13 protein-coding genes are annotated in these 14,632 nt (G+C 47.9%); 12 read left to right on the top strand and 1 reads right to left on the bottom strand.

The window, feature by feature from the left end:
- Positions 1-59 precede the first annotated feature (59 nt).
- Positions 60-1,970 (top strand): beta-N-acetylhexosaminidase, encoded by a 1,911-nt coding sequence (locus tag ACQ5BJ_RS17875; RefSeq protein WP_430111771.1) that lies wholly within the window; start codon positions 60-62, stop codon positions 1,968-1,970.
- Between the two features lie 162 nt (positions 1,971-2,132).
- Positions 2,133-2,987: a DMT family transporter gene (locus ACQ5BJ_RS17870; RefSeq protein WP_268599059.1), complete on the top strand. Its 855-nt coding sequence runs from the start codon at positions 2,133-2,135 to the stop codon at positions 2,985-2,987.
- A 129-nt stretch (positions 2,988-3,116) separates the two neighbouring features.
- Here ACQ5BJ_RS17870 and ACQ5BJ_RS17865 read toward each other — a convergent pair whose 3' ends face one another.
- Entirely contained in the window at positions 3,117-4,199 is a 1,083-nt protein-coding gene (locus ACQ5BJ_RS17865) for an FAD:protein FMN transferase (RefSeq protein ID WP_430111768.1), read from the bottom strand.
- A 265-nt stretch (positions 4,200-4,464) separates the two neighbouring features.
- On the opposite strand from ACQ5BJ_RS17865, the gene ACQ5BJ_RS17860 reads away from it, so the two are divergent.
- The 10 genes from ACQ5BJ_RS17860 (at position 4,465) to ACQ5BJ_RS17815 (ending at position 14,420) form a co-directional block, all read left to right on the top strand.
- Entirely contained in the window at positions 4,465-4,863 is a 399-nt protein-coding gene (locus ACQ5BJ_RS17860; protein ID WP_005544996.1) for a NusG domain II-containing protein, read from the top strand.
- The gene (locus ACQ5BJ_RS17855; protein ID WP_430111766.1) at positions 4,847-6,394 is read left to right on the top strand and encodes an energy-coupling factor transporter ATPase; all 1,548 of its coding nucleotides are present in this window, start codon (positions 4,847-4,849) and stop codon (positions 6,392-6,394) included. The genes ACQ5BJ_RS17860 and ACQ5BJ_RS17855 overlap by 17 nt, the downstream gene beginning before the upstream one ends.
- Positions 6,382-7,092, top strand: coding sequence for an ATP-binding cassette domain-containing protein (locus ACQ5BJ_RS17850; protein ID WP_430113412.1), 711 nt, complete (start codon positions 6,382-6,384; stop codon positions 7,090-7,092). Before ACQ5BJ_RS17855 ends, ACQ5BJ_RS17850 begins: the two co-directional genes overlap by 13 nt.
- 30 nt (positions 7,093-7,122) lie before the next feature.
- Positions 7,123-7,287, top strand: coding sequence for a hypothetical protein (locus ACQ5BJ_RS17845; protein ID WP_430113411.1), 165 nt, complete (start codon positions 7,123-7,125; stop codon positions 7,285-7,287).
- 3 nt (positions 7,288-7,290) lie between these two features.
- Positions 7,291-8,082, top strand: a complete 792-nt coding sequence (locus ACQ5BJ_RS17840) for an energy-coupling factor transporter transmembrane component T family protein (protein ID WP_005544991.1) — start codon at positions 7,291-7,293, stop codon at positions 8,080-8,082.
- A 222-nt stretch (positions 8,083-8,304) separates the two neighbouring features.
- A complete protein-coding gene (locus tag ACQ5BJ_RS17835; RefSeq protein WP_268599064.1) occupies positions 8,305-10,278 on the top strand; it encodes a peptidase U32 family protein in 1,974 nt (657 codons plus the stop codon).
- A 188-nt stretch (positions 10,279-10,466) separates the two neighbouring features.
- Positions 10,467-11,759: an aspartate aminotransferase family protein gene (locus tag ACQ5BJ_RS17830; RefSeq protein ID WP_430111761.1), complete on the top strand. Its 1,293-nt coding sequence runs from the start codon at positions 10,467-10,469 to the stop codon at positions 11,757-11,759.
- Between the two features lie 136 nt (positions 11,760-11,895).
- Positions 11,896-12,768, top strand: coding sequence for a UbiA-like polyprenyltransferase (locus tag ACQ5BJ_RS17825; protein WP_040735612.1), 873 nt, complete (start codon positions 11,896-11,898; stop codon positions 12,766-12,768).
- A gap of 521 nt (positions 12,769-13,289) precedes the next feature.
- Entirely contained in the window at positions 13,290-13,607 is a 318-nt protein-coding gene (locus tag ACQ5BJ_RS17820) for a hypothetical protein (RefSeq protein WP_005544983.1), read from the top strand.
- 534 nt (positions 13,608-14,141) lie between these two features.
- A complete protein-coding gene (locus ACQ5BJ_RS17815) occupies positions 14,142-14,420 on the top strand; it encodes a hypothetical protein (protein WP_005544979.1) in 279 nt (92 codons plus the stop codon).
- Positions 14,421-14,632: the final 212 nt, after the last annotated feature.

The raw sequence follows: 14,632 nt of genomic DNA, 5'->3' as shown, positions 1-14,632 counted from the left end.
ATAACGATATCATGTCGTATCTGTAAGCGCATCCAACAACACGTGGGGAGGGATCTGCTGTGAAGTTACAGTTTATAGGCAGTGTCGAGCAACTATTGCCAGGGATCCAAGAATTGCAGTCGTTATTAAATATGGAAGCAGGTACAGAAGGTACTCTCGTACGAGTGGAGCAAGAGGAAGGGCCGCTTCGTGCCGCATGGGATGGAACAAAAGGGGTGATTCGCTATGAGGCGGACATTCATTTCTTCCGTGCGCTTGGCCTGTTCGTCGAGCAGCTTCGCAAAGGACAGCCATTCGATATTACGGAGCACCCGCAATTTACGTATAACGGAACGATGATCGATGCATCTCGGAATGCGGTTCCGAATGTGCATATGATGAAGCAAACGCTGCGCTCAATGGCGCTGATGGGCTTGAATGGCGCAATGCTATATACCGAAGACACGTATGAAGTTCCAGGACGTCCGTATTTCGGATACATGCGCGGACGCTACTCAACTGAGGAGCTGTATGAAATTGATCAATATGCCGCCATGTTCGGTATTGAGGTAGTCGCTTGCATTCAGACGCTTGGCCATTTGGCGCAAGCGCTGAAGTGGGACTATGCGAACGAGATGAAGGATACGGAGGATGTCCTTCTCGTAGGCGAAGAGGAGACGTACCGTTTCATAGAGGATATGGTTGTAGCGGCAACGAAATCGCTTCGATCCAAGCGCATTCATATCGGGATGGATGAGGCGTTCGGTCTCGGTCTGGGCAAATATATGCACAAGCATGGCTTCCGTGAGCGTTTCGATATTATGAATGAGCATTTGGCTCGCGTCTTGGAGATTACGGGCAAGCACGGCTTGACTCCAATGATGTGGAGCGACATGTATTTCCATCTGCTTATGAAAAATGGCGGGCATTACTATGATCTTGACATTAACTTCACAAATGAGGTTGTTGATCAAATTCCGAAGGGTGTTCAGTTTGTCTATTGGGATTACTATCACGATGATCAAGGCTTCTATGAAGAGTTCATCGAGAAGCATCGCCAGCTTGGATCTGATCCAGTATTCGCAGGCGGCGTATGGGTATGGGGCGCTATGAGCCCGAACTATGGCAAGACGTGGCAGAATACGAATCCAGCCCTGCTCGCCTGCAAGTCGAAGGGGATTCAAGAAGTATTTGCGACAGCATGGGGCGACAATGGCCAGGAGACGAACCATATGACGATTCTCCCAGGCCTGCAACTGTTCGCTGAGCATGGTTATACCGAAGGCGAAGTGGATGAAGTGAAGTTGAAGGAACGCTTCCAACTGTGCACAGGCCAGAGCTTCGATGATTACTGGCAATTGACTTATTTGGATGAGACTCCAGGTGTTACGGAAAATAATATGCACGGCTCGAATGGATCGAAGTTCCTGTTGTTCCAGGATGCGCTGCTCGGGTTGTTTGATATCTACCTTACAGAGGAGCTGGAAGCGAAGCTGCCGAAGCATTACAAGGAGTTGGCGCAACGCCTTGCGGCTGCACGAGATAACACGACGGGCGATCATGCGCTCGTATTCGATATGTACGCAAAGCTGTCCGCGGCTGTCGGTGCAAAGTCGATGCTTGGTGTACAGGTGACCCGTGCATATCGGAATGGCGACAAGGAGGAACTGCGTCGCATCGCTACCGAAGTGATTCCTACGATTCGTCCGCTCGTGGATGAAGCGCGTAAGGCGCATCGGGCACTCTGGATGGCGACAAGCAAGCCATTCGGTTGGGAAGTGATCGATAGCCGCTACGGTACCGTAATGGCACGCCTGCAGTCGGCGGAAGAGCGTATCCTCGACTTTGTTGACGAACGTGTAGCTTGCTTGGAGGAGCTTGAGCAGGAGCGCCTTCCATTCTACAGTGATGATCCAGTCGGCGAGCATCGCGTAGCGCATCAGCCATTCTTCCATCGCATCGTGACCGGTACTGTATTCTCTGCCATTTAATAGATGAAGCATATGCTGTCATGCAGTTGAACATCGCAAGGAGGAGACTCTGCCTTATCTGGCATGGGTGTCCTCTTTGTCGGTTATGAGGATAGGAAAGATGTGGATGAACTTATATATTAAGGGGAATTGAAACGAATCCTTTACAAAGGAGATGCTAAAGTGGCAATATACGGCCTCCTGTTGGTCATCGCCTCTGCCTTTGCACATGCCACCTGGAATATGTTCGCGAAGCGGAGCATTCATAAGGAATCTTTTTTATTTTGCTTGCACGGCTTGGCTGCAGTTGTGTTTATGCCGTTTTTTGTTCATGATCTGTTAGTTATGAATTGGTCATGGGAAAATGGGCTCCTATTATTCTTATCTCTGCTGCTTCAGGGAGTTTACCTGTGGCTCGTATCCAAGGCTTATCAGGTCGGCGATCTGTCCAAGGTCTATCCGATGATGCGAGGAACGGCTGCACTCATCGTACCTATTGTGAGCGTATTTCTGTACGATGAAAGCTTGTCTCTAATCGGCTGGCTTGGCTGGCTGCTGATTGTCGGAGGATTGTTTGCGCTCAGCGGCATGTTCTCCTCGAAGGAGCCGCGCAGCAGACTCTGGTGGCTAACCTTAGCAATTACGACCATCGTTGGGATGTGCACAGCCAGTTATACGCTGACTGATAAGATGGTGGTGGAGTTTTTCAGTCCCTTGGGACTGATTCAAATTTCGAACTTAGGCGCGCTTCTGTTCTTAGCACCTTCTGTCATACGTACGAAGCGGATACGCCATGAGTGGAAGGCAAATTGGCGTACGATTGTACTGGGCTCTATCATTTCGCCTGGTTCTTATTTATTGTTCTTGTTCGCAATGACACTGGGGCCGCTTGCCCATCTCGCTCCGATCCGCGAATTCAGCATTGTAATTGGAACAATGTTAGGTATCGTTGTACTGAAGGAGCAGCAGGGGTGGACGAGAATCGCGACATCGGCTGTTGTGACATCCGGCATGGTCTTGATAAGCATGTGGGGATGAGGGTTGATCTGCCTCATTGAATATCAGAGCATATGTTTGAAAAAAGCAAGCGCCCGCTATCTTGAATCGACTGCTAGGAGCAGGTTCGATTAAGGCAGCGGGCGTTCTATTTTTCCGATAAGTAGCTTATTAATTGACAATCTTATACTTATCGTTCGTTAACTCGAAAATTTCCTTAATGCCTGACGTACAGTACACCTTGTGGTCGGTCGTTATGAAGATGGCCTCGACATTCGGATCTTCTTCGACGAACTTCAAGCCCTTCTCCACGCCGAGGGCGAATAGGGAAGTGGACAGCGCATCGGCATCCGTCGAGCTGTTCGTCACAATCGTCACACTGCTGAGACCATTATCGACCGGATAGCCGGTAGCGGGATCAAGTATGTGATGATAATGCTTGCCGTTCTCTACAAAATATCGTTCATAAACGCCGGACGTCACAATCGTCTTGTCCTGCACCTTCATCTTGCCGATTTGGTTGCCGCGAGTTTCATCTGGATCTTGAACGCCGATCGTCCAATCCGAACCGCCAGGCTTCGCTCCAACCGCAAAAATATTGCCGCCTAGATCAATGATAGCGCTCGGGAAGCCGTTATTGCGCAAGTAGTCCGCGATTCGGTCGGCGGCATACCCCTTGCCGATACTGCCCATATCAAGTTCCATACCTTCACGGTTCAACTTAATGGCATGCTTCGCAGGATCAAGCGTCACGTCCTTATAATTGACCAGCTTTAACGTCTGTGCCAGCTTGTCTGGATTCGGCACCTTAGCATTCTCATGGCCAATATTCCATAAGTCCACGATCGGGCCAACGGTAGGATCGAAGCGTCCTTCAGTACGCTTGGCATAATCCAGCGATTTGGCAATCAAGTCAAAGGACTCCGGTGTGACGGTAACAGACTCCTTGCCCGAAGCAGCATGGATCTTCGCCAGCTCACTTGTGTCCTTTGTCCGGTTCAGACGCGAGTCGATTTCATTCAAAAGGTTCTCAATATCCTTGAATTGTTTTTGATCCGCTCGCTCATCATAAATCTTGACGGTGACGATCGTATCGAAGATAAAGTAGGATTGCTGCTTAATGGCGGATTTCTTGCTAGCAGTATCGTTCGTGCCCGAGGCATCCTTTCCGCTGCTGCCGCATCCGCTCAAAATAAGGGCGCAAGCAGACAACAGAACGATGGCGCTGCGAAGCAGGCTGCGTGAACGTGTCATAAGGCGATTCCTCCATCTATATGTGTAATGAAAAAGATAGGTTTTGAACATCCTTTTTATTAAGGGAATGGGGCTGTAACCAAGCATTTCATTATAGCAGTTCCCCAAAAAGTTGCAAATCAAGCATATCACAACAGAACGGCTAGCGAGGCTGAAAAGCGTTGATGTTCACGGTTATGCCATGGACGAACATTGAACCTTCTTTCACGAAGAGGTATAATAAAAATAGCTTCAAAATTAAAATGAAACCCGAGGAGTCAACAAGATGAAACGTGGAGATCTGATTCTCATCGGAGTCATTATTGTCGCGGCGCTTGCATTTCTTGTGCCGAAATGGTTCTTTCAAAATGAAAGTGAAAATTTGCACAATTCCAAGGTGTTTGCTCATATTACGGTAGATGGGAAACCCTATAAGAAAGTGGAATTAACCGAGAAAGAACAAACCATTCGAGTCGAAACGGATCATGGCTTCAACCTTTTGAAGGTGCATGACAAAGGAATCGAAATGATCGATGCCGACTGCTCTGACAAGGTATGCTTGTCGTTCGGCTTCGTGTCGAGACCGAATGATACAATCGTATGCTTGCCTCATCGCGTGCTTGTCGAGCTGTTCAGCGAGGGCGATGCTGGCGAGGAGAGTGACATCGATGCCGTCGTACAATAATACGAAGCGTACAGCCGTATCCCAACAGTCAGAAGCGTTGAAGAAGGCGGTTATTATCGCAATATTCAGCGCTGTCGCTGTTGTACTCGGCTTCGTGGAGGCGATGCTCCCGGTGCAGACGATTCTGCCTATTCCGGGAGCGAAGCTCGGTCTAGCCAATGTGATGATATTGGCTTGCTTATATTTCTTGAACGGAAGGGACGCCTTGACGCTCGTCATCTTGAAGACGCTGCTCATGACGCTCATGCTGGGGACATTCTCGGCCTTTCTGTTTAGTTTCTTAGGATCTTTGTTCAGCTTTATGGTGATGTACGCCATTTTGAAAATTGGCCGCGACAACGTCAGCCTGATCGGTATCAGTGTTGTTGGCGGCGCCGCGCACAACGCCGGTCAGTTGACTGCGGCGTATATTGTGTTTGGCACGGCAAATATTTTCTATTACTTGCCGGTGCTGCTTATTACAGGTGTTGTAACAGGTATCTTTATCGGCATTGCGGTGAAATACATCGTCGCAGCACTTGCCAAGCTGCCGCTGTTCGATTCGCTAGTTCCGCAAATCGATGCGTCGGACGGCAGGGGGAATGAAGCGGAAATTAATGCGGCACATGCACGTTCACGAGCTGGCGGATCGGTGAGTGCAAATGTTGTGGGGGCTTTACATGTTAAAAGTGACGGGGGGGCTGCAAGTGTATCCGACACAGCCGTTTCTTCCCATGAAGATGCGGTGTTTATGGAGGACATCCGTTTTCAATACTCAAACGGCCCAGCGTTATTCGATGGCATATCGCTTCAGGTTCCCCGGGGCCAATGGGTATCCGTTATCGGGCCGAATGGCTCGGGCAAATCGACGCTCCTGAAGCTCATCAATGGTTTGTTCACTCCGCATAAAGGGAATATCTATGTGAATGGGAAGCAACTGAACGAAGAGAGTATTGCAGAAATTCGCCGCTGCGTAGGGTTTCTGTTCCAGAATCCAGACAATCAGTTCTTCGCCACGACCGTGCGGGATGACATTGCATTCGGTATGGAAAATCGCCAAATGCCGCTTGCTGAAATGGAACGGCGCTTGGAGCGCGCAGCGGATGAATACCAGGTGCGGGAATGGCTTGATCGGCATCCGGCAGAGCTGTCTGGAGGACAGAAGCAGCGTGTGGCGATTGCAGGCATGATGGTGCTCAATCCCGACATTTTGATCTTTGATGAAGCAACCTCAATGCTGGATGAGCGTTCGAAAAGGCAACTGACTGCACAGCTCAAGAGCTTGCATGCTTCGAATCGTTATACGATTTTATCGGTTACGCATGATGCGGAGGAAATTCTTGCTTCAGATCGTGTCATCGTTGTTAAGGATGGCGTGATCGCGGCTGACCTAACGCCAACCGAGCTGTTTGCAGACGAAGCGCTTATGAAAGCATGCCGCCTGCAAGCGCCATTTACGCTGCAATTGGCGAAGGCGCTGCAAACGAACGGGATAGATGTGCCGGATACGAATGATGAGAGAGAGCTGGTGAACGCACTATGGCCATCATAACTGCAGAACGGGTAACGTACCGTTACCATGGGCAGGGAGCACAGGGCGCTCCTGCACTGGATAAATTGCAGGTCACGTTCGAGCAGGGGCAGTTCATCGCGCTGCTTGGCGCAACCGGCTCCGGCAAATCAACATTGCTTCAGCATTTGAACGGTATATTGCAGCCTACTGACGGCAAGCTGCAGGTGCTCGAATATACATTCCAAGGAGGCACGCAAGAGCGCGGCTTGAAGGAGCTTAGACGGCGCGTAGGTCTTGTCTTTCAATTTCCAGAGCATCAGTTGTTCGAAGACACGGTGGAACGGGATCTTCTGTTCGGCCCCTTGCAGTTCGGGCAGAGCGAGGAGGAAGCGAAGGCTTCCGCACGTACGGCGATGCGGCAGGTAGGGCTGCCGGACACACTGCTTGAGAAGAGCCCGTTCGAACTGAGCGGCGGACAGATTCGCAAGGTGGCGATTGCAACGGTACTTGCCTCGAATCCGGAAATTGTTGTATTAGATGAGCCGACAGCGACGCTAGATCCTGTAAGCCGGACAGAGCTGATTGATCTGCTCTACAAGCTGTGCAAGGAAGAAGGCAAGACAGTCATCATGGTGACCCACCGTCTTGATGAGCTGTTTGCTTATGCCGATTCCTTTGCCTTAATGAAGGACGGACGAGTTACGTTTCAAGGCACTCGCTCAGAACTGATGGCGTAGCCGGAGAGGCTGGAGGAGGCAGGAATATTATTGCCCGCCACGATGCGGTTGGCCGCCCTTGTCATGGAGCGGACTGGTGTGCCGAAGGAGAAGCTGCCATGCAGTGCTGCCGAATGGGCAGAATGGATAAAGGCACAGATGGAGCACAGATTACAGGAGCAGGGGAATCGTCGACCGGTGGAGGAGGAGGAATAGCGTATGCAGGCAAAAATGATGCTAGGCCGCTACGTAGCGGCCGATTCCTGGATTCACCGCCTTGATCCGCGCGCGAAGCTGATCGCGATGGTTATCTACCTTGTCGCTGTCATTCTCGCGGAACAGTTCGTGGAGCTTGCGGCGCTTACGGGCTTTGCGCTGCTCATGATGTCAAGCTCGCGTATTTCGCTGTACCGCTATTTTCGTGCTTCTCGACCACTGTGGCTCATAATGGCCTTCATGTTTATTTTCTATCTTCTGTTCGATTCGAGCGGCAGTGCTTTGGTGCAGGTAGGAGGCTTAAAAATAACGACTGGTGGCGTTACTTACGGAGCTTACGCCGTATGGAGAATGGCGCTGCTTGTCACGCTAACGGCGATCCTGACATTTACAACAGCCCCAGTGGAGCTGAATCTCGGGCTTGAGCGCGTACTAAAGCCGATCCGGCTAATCGGCGGTTCACCGCAGCGCTGGTCCATGATGATCGGGATATCGCTTCGCTTCATTCCGACGATATTCGAGGAAGCGGAGAAGGTAATGAAGGCACAGGCATCCCGCGGAGCGGATTATGCGGATTTGTCCTTTGCCCAGAAGGGCAAGCTCGTCATGACACTGATGGTGCCTGTTATCGTGAGCGCCTTTCGCCGTGCAGAAGAGTTGGTGCAGGCGATGGAAGCGCGAGGATACGTACTGAATGCGCCGCGCACGTCGCTGCGTCAATTGGTATGGAAGCTGACGGATACGTTGTTCATGGCATTGTTTGTTGCGATGTTAGTACTAGTTCTACTATGGTAGAATGGTGCGCAGTTCGTTGTTTCTTTTCTAACGAAAAGGAGTGGCAGCGAATTGCGCGTTATTTATTGTATATATTGTGAAATTAGTCACATAAACAATTTTAATATGGTATATTTAAGATATAAATATTTGGTTTTTTGGTTATTTGCTTATTCTTATAAGGACATATTTCGATACGTTGGACAAGACTACTGAGAAGAACTGACTTGGGGGAGAGCGACTGTGGCTAGATATTTTAATGGAAAAGAAATTGAATTGTTGGCACCTGCCGGAACGTTTGACATCTTTAAAACGATCATTGACGCGAATTGCGACGCTGTTTACTTCGGGGGACCGTCCCTGAACATGCGGATGATGCGCAAGGGCTATAATCTTAGCTATGAGGAAGTACGTGAAGCCGTGAACATGGCTCATGACCGCGGCAAGCGCGCTTATATTACCGTCAACAACCTGCTTAATGAAGTTGATTTGGACGAGGCAAAGCGTTATTTATCGTTCTTGAACGAAGTAGGTCCAGACGCCATTATTGCACAAGATCTGGCCGTATTCCCACTCATCCAAGATATGCAATTAACGAATGTACCGATTCATTCTTCTGTTATGATGAATGTACACAACTTAGATATGATTGAAGCGCTGAAGGAAATGGGCGTAACTCGTGTTGTTGCTTCCCGTGAAATGGATTTGCATACGGTAGAGCTGCTGCAGGCGAAGACAGGCATGGAGTTCGAATATTTCGTCCATGGTGACATGTGTACAGTACATGGCGCCAACTGCTTCTACAGCTCGATGCTGTATGGCAATAGTGCAAACCGCGGACGCTGTATGAAGCCTTGCCGCTGGGACTACCGAGTGAAGAAGGACGGCAATGTGTATCCGACCGAATATCCGCTGGCGGCAAAGGATATGTACATGTATGAGCATATTCCTGAACTTATTAAAGCAGGAATTACATCATTCAAGCTTGAGGGGCGAATGCGGGATCTAGAGTTCCTGCTTATGATCGTCAACAGCTATGGCGACGCGATCGATCGCTATATTGCGGATCCGCTTGGCTATAATCGGAAGAAAGACAGTGATACACTATATGAAAACCGCAAGCGCGACTTCTCCACGGCCTATGCGTTCGGCAAGCCAGGACTTGATTATATTAACACTCGCTATGAGGGCACGGGTAAATTTTACAGTACGGGCAAGGTATTCAGTACACCTACTGCTGAGCGTGAGGTAAAGCCAGAGCGTCTGGAGCAGGTGCGCGAGACGTTAGCTGATGTCCGCCAGCCAGAGAAGATGGAACAGCCTCAATTGTCTGTTCATGTTAACAATGTGGAGCAGGCGAAGGCTGTTATCGAAGCAGGCGCAGACATTGTTTATTTGACCGGCGACGTGTTCCAGCCAGATGTACCATTTACGCGCAAAGATATTGAAATGCTGACCGAGATGAAAGATTCCTCCCAAATCGTTCTCGGCATGCCGCGGATGATGAATGAGCTGCATATGGAGCAGTACAATCATTTCTTGCAAGGTGGGAAATACGGTCTTGACGGCCTGCTCGTTACGAACATTGGGGCCATGCATAAGTTCCGTGATTGCGGGCTGCCGATGATAGGCGATTTTAACCTGAATGTGTTTAACCATATGTCGGCGAAGCTGTACCATGATTATTTCGGCCTGGAGCGCGTACATGCATCGCTTGAGCTTCCGCTTAACGATTTAGCGAACCTGCTGCAAGAGACGAAGCAGGTGCCAGTAGAAGTCATCGTGCACGGCTCTCCTATCGTCATGTATTTGGAGCTGGATCTGTATGAGAATACGGTTGCGATGGAGCCGATTATGCAGGAGGATAACAAGCATGTCGACAATCAGTATCTCGTACTGATGACTGACAAGGGCGAGAATCCGGTGTACCGCGACTGGAGCGGACGCAACCATTTGGTGACGGCCAAGGAGCTGTGCTACCTGCCTTTCTTGAAAGAGCTGCATGAAGCGGGTGTTAACCATTTCCGCATCGAAGGCAAGTCTTACACAACAGAGCAGCTGCGCAGCATCGTGGGCACATATCGTACAGCACTTCAAGATCTGTCACGGTGCGGCGAATTGTATGCAGGCATGAAGCCGGTATACGCAGGTTATACGCTTGGTTCGCTGCAATTCGGTCAGGCGCTGTCAATGGACTTGGAACCGGTGCATGCCTAACTTCTTTTTCTTGTGAAATCGAATGTGTACTTCCTTGCGCTTGACTGATTCCGAATGAGTAGGATGCGCACATGACATATAGATAAAGTAATGAATGCAATTCAAGTATTGAGATGAGAAACGACATGGCTTGATAGGAAGCAGTCAGGCCGTTTCCGCAGTTTAGGATGAGAAAGGGTGCTTACGACGTGAACAAGGAGCAAACATCGTATATCGGAGCAGAGGGTGTCATTGAGAAACGGAAGCAATACTTTTTCCCATGCACACAACACTTCTATCGCAATCCGCCGCAAATTGTACGCGGCTCGATGCAGTATTTGTACGACGAGAAGGGTACACAATATACTGACTTCTTCGCAGGGGTGTCGGTCGTAGCGAGCGGTCACTGCAATCCAGCAATTACGGGTGCAACAATTAAGCAGTTACAGACGCTTCAGCATACGACAACAATTTATTTGACACAGCCGATGGTAGATTTAGCGGAGCGGCTTGCAAACGGCGTTCTGCCGGGCGCTCTGAAGCGTACCTTCTTCTGCAACAGCGGCTCGGAAGCGAATGAGGGTGCGATGCTGCTCGCCAGACTGCACACGAAGCGCCGTAACTTCATTGCACTGGAGTATGGTTTGCACGGACGCACGTTTCTGACGATGGGGGTAACAGGCATTCCAATGTGGCGTGCTGATGATTATCTGGACAGCGGCGTTACCTTCATCCCGCGCCCATATGATCCAGAGACAGATGATGAGACGGCTGCACGCCGTTCTATTGAGGCGTTAAAGAAGGTGCTGGAGGAGAAGGGCGAGACTTTCGCGGCGATGCTCGTAGAGCCGATTCAAGGCAATGGAGGCATGATTGCGCCGCCAGATTGGTATTTTCGCGAGGTGAAGGCGCTGCTGGAACAGCATGGTGTCCTGATGATTGCCGATGAAATTCAAACCGGCTTTGGCCGTACAGGCCGCATGTTCGCGATGGAACATTACGGCGTTGTGCCTGATATTATTTCGATGGCGAAGGCGCTTGGCAACGGTGTGCCAATTGGTGCATTTGCGACAACGGATGAAATTGCAGCAAGCTTCAACCGCGCGTCAGCTTCTACATTTGGCGGCAACCCGGTATCCTCCGTTACTGCACTGGCTGTGCTTGATTATATTGAGCAGGAAGGCTTGGTAGGACGTGCAGAGCGACTTGGTAATCAGTTGAAGACAGGATTGCAGGCGCTGCAGGCGAAGCATAAGGTGCTCGTGGATGTGCGCGGCAAGGGGATGATGCTTGGTGCGGAGCTGCACGGTACAGATAACTTGGATAGTGCGGAACTAACGGATCAAGTCCTGGAATCGATGAAGGATCGCGGCTATATTATCGGGAAAAATGGTCTTGGACGCAATGTGATAGCCTTCCAACCTCCGCTCGTCATGACAGAACAGGATATCGACAGCATGCTGAAGGAACTGGATGAAGTATTAGCGGAGGCGGTCCAATAGAATTTCCACGCCGCAATCCAGGAATGTCGATAACACGGTAGATAGAGAATGCTTGCAGGGAAGCATAATTGCACATATTATATGTAGTTCTTGCAGGGCAACAGATATTTGAACACTCATGGGGTGTATGTAAGCTATGGTTACTATTCAAAAGGTTATTCATAAAACGCGCATGTTCGGAGAACTCGTTATGTTCTCCCATACATTATTCTCGCTGCCGTTCGCCATTATCTCGATGGTATGGGCGGCAGGCGGGATACCTTCCTTCCACGTGATGCTTTGGTCGCTCATCGCGCTGGTGGCAGCCCGAAACGGAGCGAATGCATTCAACCGTTTGGCCGATTTGCCGTTCGATACTGCCAATCCGCGCACGGCGCACCGGCATATGCCGCAAAAGCTGCTGCATGGACGAGAGGTAACTCTGTTCGTCATCATCAACTTTGCCATCTTCATCGCGGCAGCAGGCATGCTGAATTCGCTCTGCCTTTGGCTGTCGCCTGTTGCAATTGTGCTTATCTGTTCGTACTCGTATACGAAGCGGTTCACATGGCTGTGCCACCTGTATTTGGGCTTTACGATCGCATCTGCCCCAATTGGCGCTTGGTTCGCGGTGACGGGCAAATTTGCCGTGACGCCGTTTATTCTGGGCACAATCGTCATGCTGTGGATTGCAGGCTTTGATATCATCTATGCCACGCAGGATATCGAATTCGACCGCAAGACGGGACTATGGTCAGTGCCAAGCATTTTTGGCTACGAGGACTCGCTCTTTATTGCACGCTCGCTTCATACAATCATGGTTGTGCTGCTGCTGACGCTGTACGTCATTCGCGGTCTAGGCACCATCTACTTAATCGGTATCGGCATCGCGATCATTTTGCTTATGCTGGAGCACAACATCATCAAGCCATCCAGCCGCAAGCGGATGAACGTGGCCTCGTACAACTTGAATCAAGTCATCAGTATGACTATCCTGTGCTGTACAATGGCAGACTTTTTTATGAATTAAAGAGGGTGAAAATAGGGGGCCTGTCTTGAAGCGGGTCCTTTTTTATTTATTGATATTTCCGATTTTATGGTTTGTGAAGCGTTTATCACTTCTATTAAAAATTTGTTTATTGAAATTGACGCGTAAGTAAAAATATGGTAGGTTTCTAATGGGCTTAATAAATTAACATAATTTATATTTTTGCATCTCATTACTAGTGTCATAGAAAGGGGGATGACTGAATGAACTTATGATTGAATTCAAAAACTTAAAGTTCTGTGCCAGTAACAACTCTTCAGAAATAATCCATAATTTTTTCCCCATGAATTTTTACTTGAAAATAAACACCCTCCAAATTATCGCTATTACTACAAAAAATCTGAATTTTCCAAAACCATGTATGACAATCAAGCAATTAGCTTCTAGATTTGATAATGATTCGAAATAATAATAAGGGGATTTTTTCAGTTTCCTATTCTTAAATTTATGATAACAAGGTATTTAATAGATTGAACGATCATAAATAATGGAGGAGACTTTATTTGAAAACCATTACTAAAACAACGATCGTAATGTTACTAACTGTGTTTGTGCTAAGCAGTATTTTATTCAGTGCAGATTCATTTGCGATTGCGAGTGATGAATTACCAAGTAAAGAAGAGTTTTTGCAAATGGTAACGATTGATAACAATTATGTTAAATACAAAAATGACTTAATTAAAAGTGAACCAAAATTAATGAACTATCTTAGAGATGAGAATAATAATCTTTACGGATATATTGCTCAATTTCAATTTGAGTATGGTTATGATGTGCAAGAAACGATTCAATTAGCTTCTCTTTTGACTTTCACTTCATGATGTAAAGAAAAAGCAAGTTGATACTCTGATTATCGATTACAGCAAATCGTATTCAGACGGAAAATATATGTAAGAGATCATGCAGGGGATATTCAAGCTTCTTACCAAGTTAATGAAAATGAAAATTTGAGAAGCTACCTTACGTCATTAACAGATAAAGCTGAAAAACTAAAAAAATCATATGACAGTGATGTGACTTTGGTAGATCGATATTGTTGGACTTGTACAAGATACGAGGAATACGGAGATACTTATGAAGGTACATGTGCAGCAATGGTTGGTGGAGCTTGTGTGTTTGCTGATAAAATTCCTTTTGGGAGAATTATTTGTGCTGGAGCTACTGTGATAGGTTGTTATGTTCCACCATACAAAATTTGTGCAGAGGGACGATGGAATACCAGATGTCCTGTTGAGGAATGACTCTTCATGGATAATTTTGTAAGTAGTATTAGAACAAGTAAAAGCAGATGTAGATCATCTGCTTTTACTTGTTCTAGGTAAACAAATTGATATATTTAAAAAGGAGAGGTGTGTATGAATATCAAAGAAGGAATGCTTTCGATCGTTATCCATGCTTTTCTTGGTTACCTGTGGGTTCTGTTTATCAATCATACACTTAGCATCGCGAATTCAATGAACCATATGATACTAAGCGGTTTATTTTTGTTTGTAGGCACACTTTTGTTCGGGTTCATTGCCAATCGAATCGCTCCTTTCCATAATTACAAGCTTACTCATCCTGCTAAAATGGTTGGTGCTATCTCTTTTATGACAATCGTATTGATACAAGTCCTTGTTTATAACGCTGCATAGAAATAGGGGAGAGAAGTGCAATATTCCATCCGTACCATCATCCTGTAAGGAATATAATGAATATCAAAGAAATGGGAAGTTATTCATCGTTTATACATTTCACCGGATAGCCGCATTTGAAGCGCCGCATTGAGATAAATGTTATTGTAATGTCTTTTATCGACATGGAGAGCGATGGAAGCGTTACTATGTCATGAACTGATTACTAAGGT

Source organism: Paenibacillus sp. B1-35 (assembly GCF_050474385.1).
GTDB classification, from domain to species: domain Bacteria; phylum Bacillota; class Bacilli; order Paenibacillales; family Paenibacillaceae; genus Paenibacillus_B; species Paenibacillus_B alvei.
Note: the sequence above shows the minus strand (reverse complement) of the source record. Positions and strands in the feature narration are given on the sequence as shown.